Source organism: Aestuarium zhoushanense (assembly GCF_056431045.1).
Genome location: NZ_JBWKMA010000022.1, coordinates 629326 through 643774, shown reverse-complemented (window position 1 = coordinate 643774; position 14449 = coordinate 629326). Strand labels below are relative to the sequence as shown.

Sequence of the window (14449 nt, the reverse complement as noted above, 5' to 3'; positions counted from 1 at the left end):
ATCAGAAGTCCGCAGTGACACCCGGCAGGTTCAGCGCCTTGATCAGGTCGCGCAATTCCTGACGGGCCGCGAGGTTCGAGATGTTCAACTGCGTGACGCCAACATCCTTGAGGTCGAGGAGCGTCAGGCCACGCGGGAACAATTCGCGGAAGATAACGCGTTCGTTGAAACCTGGCGCCACACGGAACCCAATCCGACGTGACAGTTTGTTCAGCGCGGATTCCATCTTTTGTTTGTTGACCATCGCCTGTGCACCCAAACGGTTCCGTACCACGACCCAGTCAATCGGCTGGAGGCCTGCTTGGGCACGCAACTGACGCGCACTCCACACCATTTCGGAATAGACGGAGGGGCCAGTGATGTTCTCACCATCGCTGTCGATATGGGCGAGAAGGTCGAAATCAACAAAGCTGTCGTTCAGCGGTGTGATCAGCGTATCGGCGAGCGAATGTGCCACTTGGCTCAGGCGGGTGTGCGAACCGGGGCAGTCGATCAGGATAAAATCGCTTTCGGGTTCCAGCGCTGCCACGGCGGCGGACAGGCGATGGTCGAATGCGTTTTCACCGGGCTGCAGGTCGGCCTGATCCACCTCAGGGAGGTCGCGGTACACAGGAATGGCGAGGTTCAGACCTTCGGCGTCTGAATATGCCTTACGGTTATCCAGATACCGCGCCAGCGATTTCTGCCGCATATCGAGGTCGAGCACACCAATCCGGTGTCCCATCCGCGCCAAAGCCGTTGCCACATGCATCGACACGGTCGATTTGCCCGCGCCACCTTTTTCGTTACCGACGACGATAATATGCGCCACGCCCGATCCCCAGTGCTGTTACTTGGCCGTACTATATGGCGCGAAACCGCCAAGGAAAAGATGTGCCGCCTGTGATGCCGCAATTACTTAATCCTTGACGTATAACGGCTAAGGGTCCATACGCCGCCACTGATGACCGTCCCGTCCGCGTGAGACGTGCGCTGAGATGTGCGCAAGACGTCATCAACCTACAGGTTCCCACTTTCACGCAAGGGGCCGCGTAGATCCGGCAGTTCGACATCCGGTCGAACGGCGAGCGATCCGCGCAACTCTTGCAGTCTCCGGCGCTGGGCCGGACCAATGCGTTGCCCGTTGGGCTGCGCGGAACAGGATTTTTATGGACTTCGATATGCTGGGGCTCGCCCCCCGCCTTGTGACTAAACTTGCCGAACTTGGCATCACTGACCCGACCCCGATCCAAGCGCAGGCGATCCCGCACGCGATGAACGGTCGCGACGTTATGGGCCTTGCCCAAACGGGCACGGGTAAAACCGCTGCTTTCGGTCTGCCGATGCTCGATGCGCTGATGAAAAACGGTGAAAAGCCTTCGCCGAAAACCACGCGTGCGCTGATCCTCGCGCCGACCCGTGAGCTTGCGAAACAGATTGCGGATAGCTTGTCTGCGTTTTCTTCTGGCTCGCACCTCAAGACCGTTCTGGTCGTCGGTGGCGCAGGGATCACGGGCCAAAGCCGCCGTCTCGAGAAAGGTACCTCGATCCTCGTTGCGACCCCCGGTCGTTTGCTCGACCTGATCGACCGTGGTGCTGTGCGCCTTGATGAGACGCAGTTCCTCGTGTTGGACGAGGCTGACCAGATGCTCGACCTCGGTTTCATTCACGCGCTGCGCAAAATCGCAACGCTGATCCCCAAAGAGCGTCAGACCATGCTGTTCTCGGCGACCATGCCGAAGCAGATGGCTGAATTGGCCGAAAGCTACTTGTCCAACCCGATCCGCGTTCAGGTGAACGCTCCGGGTCAGGCGGCCGAGAAAATCGAACAATGCATCCACTTTGTTGCGAAGGCCGCAAAGACGGACCTGTTGGTTGAACTGCTCGACGGACACCGCGACGAACTGGCGCTAGTGTTTGGCCGTACCAAGCACGGGATGGAGAAACTGTCGCGCGTTCTCGAAAACAAGGGCTTTGCCGTTGCTGCGATCCATGGGAACAAATCCCAAGGTCAGCGTGACCGCGCGATCAAAGACTTCAAAGAGGGCAAGGTGCGCGTTCTCGTGGCAACTGACGTTGCGGCCCGTGGCATCGACATTCCGGGCGTGCGCCACGTGTATAACTACGAGCTGCCGAACGTGCCTGATCAATACGTCCACCGTATTGGCCGTACCGCGCGCGCAGGTGCGGACGGTTGCGCCGTTGCGTTCTGTGCACCTGACGAAATGTCGGATCTGCGCGACATTGAAAAGACGCTCAAAACGACGATCCCAGTGGCATCTGGCCGTCCGTGGGAAGTCCTCGGCAACGAGCCGAAACGCAAACCTGCTGGCAATGGCCGTGGTGGTCCGCGTCGCTTTGGCAACAAAGGCAGCGGTGGTGCTGGCAAACCCAAAGGGGATCGTTCCTTCGGTAAGCCCGCTGGCGATCGTCCGTCGTTTGCTAAACCAGCAGGGGGCGGCCAGCGTCGCCGTAAGCCCCAAGGCAATCGCGCCGCAGGATAAAATGACAAACGCGGGCCCTCGGGTCCGCGTTTTTCGTTTCACTAACTGGCCACCCGATCGCCCAAACAAAAACGCCGCGCAAAATGCGCGGCGTTTCCGTAAACCGTGGGTTTGGGATTAGAAGCCCAGACCTGCGTATTTGTTTTTGAACTTCGATACGCGACCACCTTGGTCGAGCAGACGCGAAGTACCGCCAGTCCATGCAGGGTGCACGGTCGGGTCGATGTCGAGTGCCATCGTGTCGCCCTCTTTGCCCCAAGTGGAGCGCATGGTGATAACGGTGCCGTCGGTCATTTTCACTTCGATGAAGTGGTAGTCGGGATGGATGTCTTTTTTCATAATCCGTCTCCTTACGCGTCAGCGCCGCTGTTGAGCGGTTTGTAGTTGGTGACTTCTGCGATACGTGCGGATTTACCACGACGTGCGCGCAGGTAGTACAGTTTCGAGCGACGGACTTTACCGCGACGTACAACTTCGATCGAGTCGATGTTGGTCGAGAAGAGCGGGAATACGCGCTCTACGCCTTCGCCGAAGGAAATTTTGCGAACGGTGAACGAGCCAGCGATGCCCTTGCCGTTTTTACGGCTGATGCAGATGCCTTCGTACATCTGAACACGGGTGCGGGTGCCTTCGGTCACTTTGTAGCCTACGCGAACGGTGTCGCCGGCTTTGAAGTCGGGAATGGTTTTCCCGAGGGAGGCGATTTGTTCCGCCTCGAGCTGTGCGATCAGATCCATCTGACCTTCTCCTATGATGCTTGTGGTGGTCCCACAAAGTTAATGCGTCCTCAGAGCTCTTGGTCTTCTTTCGGGTCCGCCGTAGCGCCCGCCAGAGTTCAGGTCGACTTTACTTATTCACCGATGCTGCGAGCCGTGGTGGCTGCCGAAGAAAACGCGCCAAAGCAATAGCAACACGGGCCTACGGAATCGCAAGGACCCCTAGACAGGGCGCGTATAGGGGATTGGGGGGTGTTGGGCAAGGGGCATTGCACTGTAGTTTTCAGCACGTTTTTTTAATTTTATGATTTAAAAGTAAAAAACGTGCTTTATATGTTGAAGTGTTGCGTAATAATGGAGCGATGTGATGGCTTTTAGAATGAACGAGCAGGTGGAAGCGGGGCGCGATCGGGCGAAAAAGTACCTAATTCCAATAGAATTTACGAAAGAACAAAAAGAAGCGGCGGCTGCTGAATTGCATCGGATTGAGCGAGAGTTGGGTCCCGTGGTTTCAGATTATCCAAGTTGGCATCCGTTGGTGAGAAATCACTCGCCAAGAGTGCCAGAGACTTTTCCCAATCGTCGTTGCGGCTACGAAGGGCTGGATCACACTGTTTGGTTTGTAAACGGTTTTATCACCTGTCCATACACAGGGAGCGGCAACGTTCAGAAGATAATTGATTCAGTTGAGAAACTGCCGAACCATCCAAAATTCACGATAACAATTCGTGAACTGGAAACTCAGATGTACCTTGAAGGCACAACTACCCTTCTTGTTAAGTGTGAATGGGCTGGAACGCTTCCTGCGTATCAGCAGATACCTAAAGCATTGGCAATTCCATTGATGTTGGAGCAGGAAATACCAGCGTGGGAATGGGCAGTGCGATCAGAAAGCTGGACGACTATGCAACGATATATTTTGGGTGAACCATGTGGAAATCGCTCATCTCTCTTCGTAGATCAAGAGACTGGTCTGGCGCTCAAAAAAGCCTATCAGATGCTTGTGGATAGTGGGATGTATGGGTGGCAATATTAAATTTTCCCATACCTCTCCCACATATCTGGCCGACGTTCCTTCGTAAGCTCCTCGGCCTGTTCCTTGCGCCATGCTTCGATATTCGCGTGGTGGCCGGACATGAGGACTTCGGGGATTTCGCGGCCGCGCCATTCGGCGGGGCGGGTGTATTGGGGGTGTTCCAAGAGGCCGTTTGAGTGGCTTTCGTCCACCACGCTTTCGGCGTTCCCCAGCACACCAGGCAGCAGGCGCACCGTGGCGTCGAGCATGGCTTGGGCGGCGAGTTCACCGCCCGTTAGGACGAAATCGCCGAGCGAGACTTCTTGGATGTTGTAGGCGTCGATCACGCGCTGGTCGATGCCCTCAAAACGGCCACAGATCATGGTGATCCCGTCGTAAGACGCCCACTCCCGCGCCATCGCCTGATCGAACCGTTTCCCACGCGGGGAGAGGTAGACAAGAGGCATACGGCCACGGGCATTGCGGCCCGCTTCTTGGATCGCGGGGTCGAGGACATCGGCGCGGATCACCATGCCCGCGCCACCGCCCGCAGGGGTGTCGTCGACGTTCTTGTGTTTGCCGATCCCGTAGTCACGCAGGTTGATCGTCCGCAGTGCCCAGAGGTTTTCCCGCAGCGCCTTGCCCGTCAGGCTATCGCCGAGCACCCCCGGAAAAGCATCAGGCATCAGCGTGATGATCTGCGCGGTCCACGTCCCCACCCACTCCGGCTGTTCGGTCAGCAGGTCGGTCGGTTTCAGGGTCGGACGCATCACCTTGCGGCCAATGCTGCGGGGGGTATCGGGTGTATCAGTCATGCGGCTGTCTTAGGGCAATTGGCTGGGTTTGGGAACGTCCCCCGTGCGCCATCCGCCCAAGTTCGACTGTTTGGCGAGCGCGTCTTTGGCGTCGATCAGCGCGGCGTCGGTGAGGTCAGAGCGGTTGAGCGTCAGGAACTCGCGCCACAGGGTATCCGACGGCCCTTCGTTGCCTTTGCCCACGGGGGTAAAGCCGTCGGTCGGGATGCCGAACAGGTCGAGGAGCGCACCACCGGGGCCGAACGGATGGAGCGCTGAGGTTTCCAACGGTAGCGTTTGGGTCAGGCCACATTGGGTCGCGATGGCCGAAATGATCGGGGCAAAGTCGGCGGCCTTGGCATATTTCGCGGCAAAGGCATCGGGGTCGAGCGTCAGGCGTTGGCCTTTGAGGTGGTGACGGTAGGCGGAATAGAGCCACGGTTCGGCATCGCGCGTGGTCACGACGATCTCGACCTCAGCGCAAAAACGATCACGCAGGTAGCCTGAGACATAGGTCAGGATAACGGTCGCGGCCTGATAGGTTTTCACCTTGGGCCAACCGGGGAGGTGCCCGCAGAGCGCCTCGCAGGAAATCAGTATATCGCGGGCATCGTCGGGCGTGTTGGCAAAGACCTCATCAAGGCGATCAGCCAGATCGATCAAGGTCAGAGGATTGCCGCTGCGCGAATAACTGTGGGTCAGTTGGGTGACGGGCTTGAGGTGGCGGAGCATGAACAAATGCACATGCGGTGCCAGCTTTTCGCGGTTGGTCCAAAAGAAATGCTGGATAGAGCTGGTGCCAGTCTTGTGAAAGCCTGGGTGCAGCAAAATCCGACGTTTAGGCATCGGGGAAGAGCCCTTCGGGTGGGTCAGCGACGATGCGGCCTGCGGCGATGTCGACGGTGGGCACGGCGGCTTTGGTGAACGGCAACAGAACGGTGTCGCGGTAGCCCATCTTGGTCACTTCCAAGAGGTCAGTTGCGCCGTGGTTCACGACCGTTTTCACGGTGCCAAGGTCATTGCCGCCCGTATCAAAGACCGAAAGGCCGATCAGGTCGTTGTAATAGTATTCGTCATCAGGAAGGTCGGGCATGACATCGCGCGATGCGAAGAGTTCAGTGCCCTTGAGCGCATCTGCGTCCTCTTTGGTGACGATCCCGTCCATATGTGCGGTGAGGCCGTTGTTGGTGATGCCCGTCAGGACAACAACAGGGAAGCTACGACCGTCCTTTGTATAAAGAGGCGTGTAGTCGGCGATGGCTTCGGGGTCAGAGCAATACGACTTCAGGCGCACTTCACCACGGACGCCAAAGGCACCTGCGATAGAACCTACGACAACGCGATCTTCGGGCATGTCGATCCTCTTACCTTACCAGCATATCAGGGAGAGCTTGCCGTTGTTCCCAACCGGCGCGCTCGAGTTCTGGAGTTTCATGTTCTTCTTCGGGATAGCCGATACAGAAATAGCCGATCAATTTCCAGCCGTCCGGAACATCAAGGTCACGTGCCAAACGGTCAGGATCGAGGATGGACACCCATCCCATGCCGACCCCATGCGCCTTGAGCATGAGCCAAAACTGCATGACGGCGGAAACGCAGGAGTAGGCCTTCATTTCGGGCATCGTTCCCGCGCCGAGGCCCTTGCCCTTGGTCGTGCCTGCGTCGCACCAAACGGACATCTGAACGGGGGACAAATCCATGCCAGACAACTTTAGTCCCGAATAAATCTTGGCATCGTCACCACTGTAACCCGCCAGCGCATCGGCATTCGCCTCGAGGAAGTTCTCTCGTGCGGCGGCGCGACCCTCTGCGCTGTTCACCATCACGATCCGCCACGGTTCGGATAAACCAACAGACGGGGCGAGCGAAAAGCTACGCAGACAACGGTCAACGATCTCGGGATCAATGGCGTCAGGTTTGAACCGACGGACATCGCGGCGCATGCGGATCAGCGACCAGAGGTCACTTTGAAAGTCGGGTGAGAACCCAGTCATGCGCGATGGCTCCTTTGCGCGGCATTGCCCGTCGTTGTGCTGGCAAGGTCAGACAAAATAGCCCCAAAGACAAGGGGGACTGCTCGGCCCCGAAAGGCCGAGCAGAACGTTTATTATTCTTCAGCAGCTTCTTCTGCCGGTGCAGCAGCTTCGGCAGCTTTTGCAGCCTTAGCAGCAGCGCGCTCTTGAGCAGCTTTACCCGGAACAGCTTTGTTCGGGTTGTTGCGGACTTTTTTCGCAACGAGGCCAGCAGCTTCGAGGAAGCGTGCAACACGGTCGGTCGGCTGTGCGCCCTGAGCGAGCCAGAACTGAACGCGCTCTACGTTCAGTTTTACGCGGTCTTCGCTGTCTTTTGCGAGAAGCGGGTTGTAGGTGCCCAGTTTCTCTTTGAAGCGACCGTCACGCGGCATGCGCGAGTCAGCAGCAACGATTGCGTAGTGAGGACGTTTTTTCGAACCACCGCGAGCGAGACGGATTTTCATAGCCATGGGTTGATCTCCTTGAATGGCGTGGTGACGGGCGGGCCGTCAGGATTGGTGTTGTTTGTGGTGTTGAATCACTTCCTGAATGACGAAATTCAGGAATTTCTTGGCGAACTCAGGATCCAGATCGGCCTGTTCCGCAAGGTCGGTCAACCGTTTGATCTGTGCCTCTTCGCGCACGGGATCAGACGGAGGAAGTTCGTTTTCCGCTTTCAGCTTCCCAACGGCTTGGGTGTGCTTAAAGCGTTCGGCCAGCGTAAAGACGAGGATCGCGTCCAAACGGTCGATGGACTCGCGGTGGCCTTTGAGGATCGCTGCTGCTTTTTGAACGGCGTCGGTCATTTTGTCCTCTTACGCTGGAATATCGGGCGAATAGCGGTAGGTGATGCAGCCGCCAAAATCAGCGGCCTCGTCACGCACCGCGCCCAGCTTTTCAGCCAGACGGATCGCACGGGTGTTGTGGGGGTGGATGTAGCTTACCAATGTCGGCCAGCTCAGCGCGTTAAACGCGTTGTTGCGGGCAGAGCGGGCAGCTTCATAGGCGTAACCTTGGCCCTCATATTCTTCGAGGAAGAGGAAACCGACTTCGGGCTCGGGATCGCCGAATTCATGGTCGAGCATGACAAAGCCCAAGGTCACGAAATCGCTGTTACGCTCAACGGTCCAGAGGCCAGCGCCACGCAGAACCCAACCCGCGATCAGCTGGTTGAAATCGAGCCACGCTTGGTCGCGGTCCATTGGGCCGTCAACAAATTTGCCGCGCTCGGTGCAGACGATTTTCGCGTAGTCCTCAAAGTCGGTGATGCGCGGTGCGCGCAGAGTCACACGATCAAGGATGATACGGGGCAGGGCGCCGCGAATACGGTCGGTTGCAACGGCTGCTTGGCCTTCAGGAGCGTTTTCCCATGCACGTGTCATTGAACGGCCTCCGGTTTTGGGTGGCGATAGACCCAGCACGGTTGATCGGGTTTCGGCTGTGGTGCGGTTTCATCCAGCACAGCGCCCAGCTTTTCCGCGAGGTTCGCAGAGCGGGTGTTGCCGATGCCGACGTAGCTGACGATGGTGTCCCACTTCAGAACGTTCCACGCGTGATCGATCGCTGCGCGAGCGGCCTCGGTCGCGATGCCTGTGCCTTCGATCGACGGGTCCCAAACGGTCCAGCCAATTTCGGTCTCTGGCCAATCGGCAGGGAACCACGGGCCGATCATGCCCAGCGGTGTGTCGTCGCCCTTACGGGTTACGATCCACATGCCGTAGCCGCGGATTTGCCAATGGCCAATCTCAGCCGCGAAAGCACGCCATGACTTGCCCAGATCATGCGGTCCACCCACGCCTACTGCGCGGTCAGACATGAAAAAGGCGCATGCGGCCTCCATGTCCGAAGCCTTCGGCTCGCGCAGGATAAGACGTTGGGTTTCGAGCGTTTGCATGGCTTACTTCTTTTTCCCCATGCCCAGACCCGATAGGCCACCCGGCAAACCGCCGAGGCCACCAAGCCCGCCCAGACCCGGAAGTTTGCCACCCGGCAACTGGCTGCCCAGTGCCTTGGCCGCTTGTTCCATTGCTTTGGGGTCGTCCATGTTCGGCATGTCAGGCATACCGCCTTTGCCAAACATCTGCTTAACGGCTGCTTTGAGAGCGCCGCCTTTGCCCATTTTGCCCATCTTCTTCATGACGTCGGCCATCTGCTTCTGCTGCTTGAGCAGCTTGTTCAGTTCCGACACCTCGAGGCCAGCACCCGCAGCAACCCGCTTTTTACGGCTGGCTTGCATCACATCGGGGTTAGCGCGTTCGAGTTTGGTCATAGAGTTGATCAGCGCGATCTGGCGACGCAGCATGATGTCGTCAAAACCAGCTTCTTTGATCTTGCCAGCGTGTTTCGCCATGCCGGGCATCATACCCATCAGGCTTTCCATACCGCCCATCTTGAGCATCTGGTCCAGCTGCATCTTCAGGTCGTTCATGTTGAAGCGGCCCTTCTGGAAGCGCTTCATCATACGTTCGGCTTGTTCGACCTCGAGTGTTGCTTGGGCCTTTTCGACCAGTGCAACGATGTCACCCATGCCGAGGATACGGCCAGCAACGCGTTCCGCCTCGAAGGTCTCAATGGCGTCCATCTTTTCGCCCAGACCGACAAAGCGGATGGGTTTACCCGTGATGGCGCGCATCGACAGCGCAGCACCGCCGCGACCGTCACCGTCCATACGGGTGAGGACAACGCCAGTGACGCCGATCTTCGCGTCAAACTCGGTTGCAACGTTCACCGCGTCCTGACCCGTCAGGCCGTCCACGACCAAGAGTGTTTCGCGCGGGTTCACGGCATCACGGACGTCAGCAGCCTGTTGGATCAGCTCTTCGTCGATGTGCAGTCGGCCTGCGGTGTCGAGCATGTAAATGTCATAGCCACCGAGGCTCGCCTGAGTTTTGGCGCGCTTTGCGATCGTGACGGGATCTTCGCCTTTGACGATCGGGAGTGTGTCTACACCGATCTGCTGACCGAGGATTTGAAGCTGTTCCATAGCCGCAGGACGGTTCACGTCGAGCGAGGCCATCAGGATGCGCTTGCCTTCGCGTTCTTTCAAACGCTTTGCGAGTTTCGCGGTCGTCGTGGTTTTACCCGAACCCTGCAGACCGACCATCAGGATCGGGGCAGGTGGATTGTCGATTTTCAGGCGGTCGGCTTCTGCGCCACCCGACAGAACTGCGATCAGTTCGTCATGGACGATCTTAACGACCTGCTGACCGGGGGTGATCGACTTCGTTACTGCAGAGCCCGTTGCCTTGGCCTCGACCGCTTTAACAAAGCTGCGAACGACGGGCAGGGAAACGTCAGCCTCGAGGAGTGCGACACGCACTTCACGAAGCGCGGTTTTAACATCGTCTGCGGACAGGGCACCCTGTTTCGTCAGACGGTCAAACACTCCGCCAAGGCGTTCGGATAGATTTTCAAACATGCCATGGCCCTCCAGCGACCCGTTAATCATTTGGTCGCTACATAGGCATCGACCGCTCAAACCACAATCGCGCCCATGGGCGCAACGCGCTGATGGACGGCGATCCCCCCCGAATAGGGAAGGGACCGGAAGACTCGGCTTCCGGGGAATTTGGCCTGCGTTTACGCGCGTGGAACCAGTGAGTCAAGCACGCCTTGCCCTTGCGCCTTTTGGTTCAGTGGCTAGATTGACGTGGTCGATTAAAGGATTTCCACGATGGATCATTGGGATGAGGTGCGCACGGCCTATCAGGTGGCGCGTTTGGGCACAGTCAGCGGCGCGGCCGAAGTGTTGGGCGTTCACCACGCGACAGTGATCCGTCACATCGACGCTCTCGAAGGGCGTCTGGGCGTGAAATTGTTCCAGAGACACGCACGGGGCTACACACCCACTGAGGCAGGGCAAGACCTGTTAAAGGTCGCAAAGGCAGCGGACGATCAGTTTAATCAGCTAGGTGCACGATTAAAGGGGCACGGGGATGGTGTGACGGGCGATCTGACGGTGACGTCGCTCGCGTCGTTCTCGACGATGCTCACGCCTGTGATGGTGAAATTCCAGAAGCAGAATCCAGAGGTAAAGATCCGCTACCTCACAGGCGACCGTCTGTTCCGCCTCGAATACGGTGAGGCGCATGTCGCGATCCGTGCGGGCGCGGCACCTGATCAGCCTGACAACGTGGTCCAGCCCTTTATCAAACAGACCGTCGCGATGGTCGCCGCCCAAAGCTACATCGACCGCATGGGAATGCCAGAGAACGACGCGGACCTCGCAAAGCACGAGTTCGTTAGCCATGACGACTCTGACAGCCGTGCGCCGTTCCACCGTTGGCTTCTTGCGAACGTGCCGTCGTCGCAGATCGTTTATCGCACGATGGACAACCGCTCGATGCGGGACGCCATCGCGGCGGGGGCAGGGATCGGGTTCCTTCCGTCCTACGAATTTGGCTTGATGCCAGGTGTCCAGCAAGTCATGCCGCCGCGCGAAGAATGGTCAACCAGCCTCTGGCTCGTCACGCACGTTGATCTGCATCGGACGCCAAAGGTGCAGACCTTCCTCAAGTTCCTCAAGGAAGAGGCAAAGTCGTGGGTCGATTGATCCGCCCCCATCTAGCGGGACATTTGGCGATGTTGGTGTTCTCTGCCTCAGTGGCGGGGAGCTTTTCGCTCGGCGCCTCCGTTGCCAATGACATTTCGCCTGTCGCGCTGAACACCGTTCGGTTCTGGGTAGCCGTCGCGATCCTCGGTATCGTGATGAGACTGACAGGGAAGGGAAGTCGCCAGACGTTCAAAGCCCCGTGGCGTTACGCGATTTTGGGCGGGCTTTATGCCTGCTACTTTGTCCTGATGTTCATGGCGCTCAAATCCACGTCGCCTGTAAACCTATCAGTAGTGTTCACGCTGACGCCTGTCATGGCGGGTGGCTTTGGGTATTTTCTGCTGCGACAAGTCATGTCCCCTCGCATCGCGCTGGCCCTCGCCATTGGCGGTGCGGGTGCGGTCTGGGTGATCTTCCGTGGGGACCTCAGTGCCTTCCTCGCGTTCGAGGTCGGCAGCGGTGAGGCGCTCTATTTCTGGGGCTGCGCTGCGCACGCGATCTACACGCCGCTCGCGCGGAGGCTCAATCGCGGCACGCATGTTATTCCTTACACTTTCGGCACATTGGTCGCGGCGGCGATTTGGATCACGGGGTATGGTTGGCGTGATCTGTTGGTGACGGATTGGACAAACCTTCCGAACCTCGTTTGGATCACGATCCTATATATCGCGGTCTTTGCGACCTCTGTCTCATCGCTGCTGCTGCTTTTCGCGACCCAACGCCTGCCATCGTCCAAGGTCATGGCCTACACATACCTTGTGCCGACATGGGTGATCGCGTGGGAATACATCCGGCATGCCTACGTCCCGCCAGGGATCGTGCTAGTCGGCGTGGCAATGACGCTTATCGCTCTGCTTCTTCTTCTGCGAGAATGACGCCCTCAGAGGCGAGGAATTGTTCGAACGCATCGAGATCAACGCCGTCCATCTGGCCAAAGCCCTGCATCCAAACGCTCGCTTCACGCAGGGCGTCGGGCTCTAGCTTGCACCATTTCACCCGTCCGCGTTTCTCCTGAGAGATCAGTCCAGCGTCAGCCAGAACGGTAAGATGCTTTGAAATCGCGGCAAGCGACACGGCGAATGGTTCGGCCACATCGGTTACTGCCATATCATCCTCCAGCAGCATCGACAGGATCGCGCGGCGGGTGGGGTCGGCCAAGGCCATAAAGACGGTATCAAGTGTAGCTGCCATATCCGCCGATTAAGCCGCCTTAATCCCAAAGGTCAACCGATTGGTTGAATATAAAGAATGGGTGGTTTCGGGGGTAAATGGGCTGTGGGCGGAATCGTTGGCGGGGAAGCGGTGAAAGTTTTTTTGTTAATTAACAATGCATTACGTCGAACGATTTGTCACATCACGGCTTATTGACTCATTGGTCCTAAGGCCATAGCTAGTCCCCAACCTTCTGAGGGGATTTTCGTGTGACTGATCCGAACGATCTTGACCGCCTAAAGGCGCTAGAAAGCCGGATCAAAGAGGTGAAAGCCAAAGCGCCCGAAACGAACCACATGAAGAAAGACTACTCTCAAGCGCAGCATGCGTGGCGGATGGTCACCGAGCTTGTAGCCGGTCTTCTGATCGGCTTCGTCATCGGGTACGGGTTGGATTACGCCTTTGGCACCATGCCTGTATTTCTGGTGATATTCATTTTTCTGGGCTTTGCGGCCGGTGTTAAAACCGTGATCGGCTCTGCTCAGGAACTACAGAGGAAACTGCTGGAGCAACCTTCCAGCAAAGATGGGGATCACTGACGTGGCGACTGAAGCGCATGGCGAAGGCACAGGCCTTGTTTTCCACCCGCTGGACCAGTTCAAGGTAACTCCGCTGTTCGGGGATGGCCCCGTTCACTGGTACACCATCACCAACGCAACGTTGTGGATGGCCCTCGCTGTTCTGGCGATTGTTGCGATGTTCGTCATCGGTAGCCGCGGTCGCGCAATCGTGCCGTCGCGCGGTCAGTCGATCGCAGAGCTGTTCTACGGCTTCGTTTACAAGATGGTTGAAGACATCACCGGCCACGATGGTGTGAAGTACTTCCCGTACATCTTTTCGCTCTTCTGCTTCATCTTCTTTGCGAACTTCCTCGGCCTTCTGCCGCTGTCGTTCTCGCCCACCTCGCACATCGCAGTGACTGCTGTTCTCGGCTTCGGCGTGTTCATCATCGTAACCATGATTGGCTTCGTGAAGAACGGCATCGGCTTCCTTGGCATGTTCTGGCTGAAAGACGCTCCGCTCGCGCTGCGCCCGATCATCGCGATCATCGAGGTTATCTCTTATTTCGTCCGTCCCGTTAGCCACTCCATCCGTCTTGCAGGTAACATCACTGCAGGCCACGCGATGATCAAAGTGTTCGCAGGCTTTGCCGCGATCGCTGCTGTGGCTCCGGTGTCTGTTGTGGCTATCGCAGCAGTCTACGGCCTCGAAGTTCTCGTAGCCGGTATTCAGGCTTACGTGTTCACCATTCTGACCTGCATCTATCTCAAAGATGCGCTGCACCCAGCGCACTAAGAGACGCAGGACTGAATTCCTATCCAGCCAATTCCATCGTAAGGAGATACAATCATGGAAGGCAATATCGCACAACTCGGTCAGTTCATCGGCGCAGGCCTTGGCGCAATCGGTTCCGGCCTTGCTGCTATCGGTGTAGGCAACGTTGCTGCCAACTACCTGTCGGGCGCTCTGCGTAACCCGTCGGCTGCTGCTTCGCAGACCGCTACCCTCTTCATCGGTCTGGCATTCGCAGAAGCACTGGGGATCTTCTCGTTCCTCGTTGCTCTGCTGCTGATGTTCGCAGTCTAATCACCTGACGCATCCTTACGGTCGGGCGGCGCGGGACTAACCCCGCGCCCCCGATGACACCCAAGGGTCCGACGGAGA

General features: G+C 57.7%; 20 protein-coding genes. 7 read left to right on the top strand and 13 right to left on the bottom strand.

Annotated elements, in window-relative coordinates; translation table 11 throughout:
• Position 1: 1 nt before the first annotated feature.
• Positions 2-811 (bottom strand): division plane positioning ATPase MipZ, encoded by an 810-nt coding sequence (locus AC07ED_RS10630; protein ID WP_105235759.1) that lies wholly within the window; start codon positions 809-811, stop codon positions 2-4.
• Positions 812-1148: 337 nt separating this feature from the next.
• On the opposite strand from AC07ED_RS10630, the gene AC07ED_RS10625 reads away from it, so the two are divergent.
• Positions 1149-2483, top strand: a complete 1335-nt coding sequence (locus AC07ED_RS10625; protein ID WP_105235758.1) for a DEAD/DEAH box helicase — start codon at positions 1149-1151, stop codon at positions 2481-2483.
• Between the two features lie 117 nt (positions 2484-2600).
• Here the strand turns inward: AC07ED_RS10625 and rpmE are convergent, their stop codons facing one another.
• Positions 2601-2822: a 50S ribosomal protein L31 gene (gene rpmE, locus AC07ED_RS10620; protein ID WP_067550059.1), complete on the bottom strand. Its 222-nt coding sequence runs from the start codon at positions 2820-2822 to the stop codon at positions 2601-2603.
• Positions 2823-2833: 11 nt separating this feature from the next.
• Positions 2834-3220, bottom strand: a complete 387-nt coding sequence (rplS, locus tag AC07ED_RS10615) for a 50S ribosomal protein L19 (protein ID WP_067550057.1) — start codon at positions 3218-3220, stop codon at positions 2834-2836.
• Between the two features lie 346 nt (positions 3221-3566).
• Between rplS and AC07ED_RS10610 the strand changes: the two genes are divergently transcribed.
• A complete protein-coding gene (locus tag AC07ED_RS10610; RefSeq protein ID WP_105235757.1) occupies positions 3567-4235 on the top strand; it encodes a hypothetical protein in 669 nt (222 codons plus the stop codon).
• On the opposite strand, the gene trmD is transcribed toward AC07ED_RS10610, so the two are convergent.
• From trmD to ffh, 9 genes are all read right to left on the bottom strand, one after another.
• Complete coding sequence (gene trmD, locus AC07ED_RS10605) at positions 4232-5029, bottom strand: tRNA (guanosine(37)-N1)-methyltransferase TrmD (protein ID WP_105235756.1); 798 nt, start codon at positions 5027-5029, stop codon at positions 4232-4234. The genes AC07ED_RS10610 and trmD overlap by 4 nt on opposite strands.
• 9 nt (positions 5030-5038) lie before the next feature.
• Positions 5039-5854: a hypothetical protein gene (locus AC07ED_RS10600; protein ID WP_105235755.1), complete on the bottom strand. Its 816-nt coding sequence runs from the start codon at positions 5852-5854 to the stop codon at positions 5039-5041.
• Positions 5847-6362: a ribosome maturation factor RimM gene (gene rimM / locus AC07ED_RS10595; protein ID WP_105235754.1), complete on the bottom strand. Its 516-nt coding sequence runs from the start codon at positions 6360-6362 to the stop codon at positions 5847-5849. Before rimM ends, AC07ED_RS10600 begins: the two co-directional genes overlap by 8 nt.
• A gap of 10 nt (positions 6363-6372) precedes the next feature.
• Positions 6373-7002: a 5,6-dimethylbenzimidazole synthase gene (gene bluB, locus AC07ED_RS10590; protein ID WP_105235753.1), complete on the bottom strand. Its 630-nt coding sequence runs from the start codon at positions 7000-7002 to the stop codon at positions 6373-6375.
• Positions 7003-7115: 113 nt separating this feature from the next.
• Positions 7116-7490 carry a 30S ribosomal protein S16 gene (gene rpsP, locus AC07ED_RS10585; protein ID WP_067550045.1) on the bottom strand — a complete coding sequence of 125 codons (375 nt, stop codon included), beginning with the start codon at positions 7488-7490 and terminating at the stop codon, positions 7116-7118.
• A 39-nt stretch (positions 7491-7529) separates the two neighbouring features.
• Complete coding sequence (locus tag AC07ED_RS10580) at positions 7530-7826, bottom strand: chorismate mutase (protein ID WP_067550043.1); 297 nt, start codon at positions 7824-7826, stop codon at positions 7530-7532.
• A 9-nt stretch (positions 7827-7835) separates the two neighbouring features.
• Positions 7836-8402, bottom strand: a complete 567-nt coding sequence (locus AC07ED_RS10575; protein ID WP_105235752.1) for a GNAT family N-acetyltransferase — start codon at positions 8400-8402, stop codon at positions 7836-7838.
• Positions 8399-8914 carry a GNAT family N-acetyltransferase gene (locus tag AC07ED_RS10570; protein WP_105235751.1) on the bottom strand — a complete coding sequence of 172 codons (516 nt, stop codon included), beginning with the start codon at positions 8912-8914 and terminating at the stop codon, positions 8399-8401. Before AC07ED_RS10570 ends, AC07ED_RS10575 begins: the two co-directional genes overlap by 4 nt.
• 3 nt (positions 8915-8917) lie before the next feature.
• On the bottom strand, positions 8918-10438 hold the full coding sequence (gene ffh, locus AC07ED_RS10565) for a signal recognition particle protein (RefSeq protein WP_105235750.1): 1521 nt from the start codon (positions 10436-10438) through the stop codon (positions 8918-8920).
• 255 nt (positions 10439-10693) lie between these two features.
• Here ffh and AC07ED_RS10560 point away from each other — a divergent pair, with 255 nt between their 5' ends.
• Together AC07ED_RS10560 and AC07ED_RS10555 are read left to right on the top strand one after the other, a co-directional pair.
• Positions 10694-11572 carry a LysR family transcriptional regulator gene (locus tag AC07ED_RS10560; protein WP_105235749.1) on the top strand — a complete coding sequence of 293 codons (879 nt, stop codon included), beginning with the start codon at positions 10694-10696 and terminating at the stop codon, positions 11570-11572.
• Entirely contained in the window at positions 11569-12447 is an 879-nt protein-coding gene (locus AC07ED_RS10555) for a DMT family transporter (protein ID WP_478242216.1), read from the top strand. Before AC07ED_RS10560 ends, AC07ED_RS10555 begins: the two co-directional genes overlap by 4 nt.
• Here AC07ED_RS10555 and AC07ED_RS10550 read toward each other — a convergent pair.
• On the bottom strand, positions 12416-12763 hold the full coding sequence (locus AC07ED_RS10550; protein ID WP_105235747.1) for an ArsR/SmtB family transcription factor: 348 nt from the start codon (positions 12761-12763) through the stop codon (positions 12416-12418). The genes AC07ED_RS10555 and AC07ED_RS10550 overlap by 32 nt on opposite strands.
• Positions 12764-12993: 230 nt before the next feature.
• On the opposite strand from AC07ED_RS10550, the gene AC07ED_RS10545 reads away from it, so the two are divergent.
• The 3 genes from AC07ED_RS10545 to AC07ED_RS10535 are packed head-to-tail and all read left to right on the top strand — an operon-like array spanning position 12994 to position 14371.
• Positions 12994-13323, top strand: coding sequence for an AtpZ/AtpI family protein (locus tag AC07ED_RS10545; RefSeq protein WP_105235746.1), 330 nt, complete (start codon positions 12994-12996; stop codon positions 13321-13323).
• Complete coding sequence (locus AC07ED_RS10540) at positions 13310-14080, top strand: F0F1 ATP synthase subunit A (protein ID WP_105235745.1); 771 nt, start codon at positions 13310-13312, stop codon at positions 14078-14080. Before AC07ED_RS10545 ends, AC07ED_RS10540 begins: the two co-directional genes overlap by 14 nt.
• Positions 14081-14134: 54 nt before the next feature.
• Positions 14135-14371, top strand: coding sequence for a F0F1 ATP synthase subunit C (locus AC07ED_RS10535; RefSeq protein WP_067550029.1), 237 nt, complete (start codon positions 14135-14137; stop codon positions 14369-14371).
• The last annotated feature ends 78 nt before the right edge of the window (positions 14372-14449 follow it).

Bases quoted from the DNA above. Each gene is read 5' to 3' on its own strand.
- rpsP (WP_067550045.1), bottom strand. From the start codon at position 7,490: ATGGCTATGAAAATCCGTCTCGCTCGCGGTGGTTCGAAAAAACGTCCT.
- AC07ED_RS10540 (WP_105235745.1), top strand. From the start codon at position 13,310: ATGGGGATCACTGACGTGGCGACTGAAGCGCATGGCGAAGGCACAGGC.
- AC07ED_RS10580 (WP_067550043.1), bottom strand. From the start codon at position 7,826: ATGACCGACGCCGTTCAAAAAGCAGCAGCGATCCTCAAAGGCCACCGC.
- AC07ED_RS10550 (WP_105235747.1), bottom strand. From the start codon at position 12,763: ATGGCAGCTACACTTGATACCGTCTTTATGGCCTTGGCCGACCCCACC.
- AC07ED_RS10575 (WP_105235752.1), bottom strand. From the start codon at position 8,402: ATGACACGTGCATGGGAAAACGCTCCTGAAGGCCAAGCAGCCGTTGCA.
- AC07ED_RS10600 (WP_105235755.1), bottom strand. From the start codon at position 5,854: ATGCCTAAACGTCGGATTTTGCTGCACCCAGGCTTTCACAAGACTGGC.
- AC07ED_RS10570 (WP_105235751.1), bottom strand. From the start codon at position 8,914: ATGCAAACGCTCGAAACCCAACGTCTTATCCTGCGCGAGCCGAAGGCT.
- AC07ED_RS10610 (WP_105235757.1), top strand. From the start codon at position 3,567: ATGGCTTTTAGAATGAACGAGCAGGTGGAAGCGGGGCGCGATCGGGCG.
- rpmE (WP_067550059.1), bottom strand. From the start codon at position 2,822: ATGAAAAAAGACATCCATCCCGACTACCACTTCATCGAAGTGAAAATG.
- AC07ED_RS10560 (WP_105235749.1), top strand. From the start codon at position 10,694: ATGGATCATTGGGATGAGGTGCGCACGGCCTATCAGGTGGCGCGTTTG.
- rimM (WP_105235754.1), bottom strand. From the start codon at position 6,362: ATGCCCGAAGATCGCGTTGTCGTAGGTTCTATCGCAGGTGCCTTTGGC.
- ffh (WP_105235750.1), bottom strand. From the start codon at position 10,438: ATGTTTGAAAATCTATCCGAACGCCTTGGCGGAGTGTTTGACCGTCTG.
- rplS (WP_067550057.1), bottom strand. From the start codon at position 3,220: ATGGATCTGATCGCACAGCTCGAGGCGGAACAAATCGCCTCCCTCGGG.
- trmD (WP_105235756.1), bottom strand. From the start codon at position 5,029: ATGACTGATACACCCGATACCCCCCGCAGCATTGGCCGCAAGGTGATG.
- AC07ED_RS10625 (WP_105235758.1), top strand. From the start codon at position 1,149: ATGGACTTCGATATGCTGGGGCTCGCCCCCCGCCTTGTGACTAAACTT.
- bluB (WP_105235753.1), bottom strand. From the start codon at position 7,002: ATGACTGGGTTCTCACCCGACTTTCAAAGTGACCTCTGGTCGCTGATC.
- AC07ED_RS10535 (WP_067550029.1), top strand. From the start codon at position 14,135: ATGGAAGGCAATATCGCACAACTCGGTCAGTTCATCGGCGCAGGCCTT.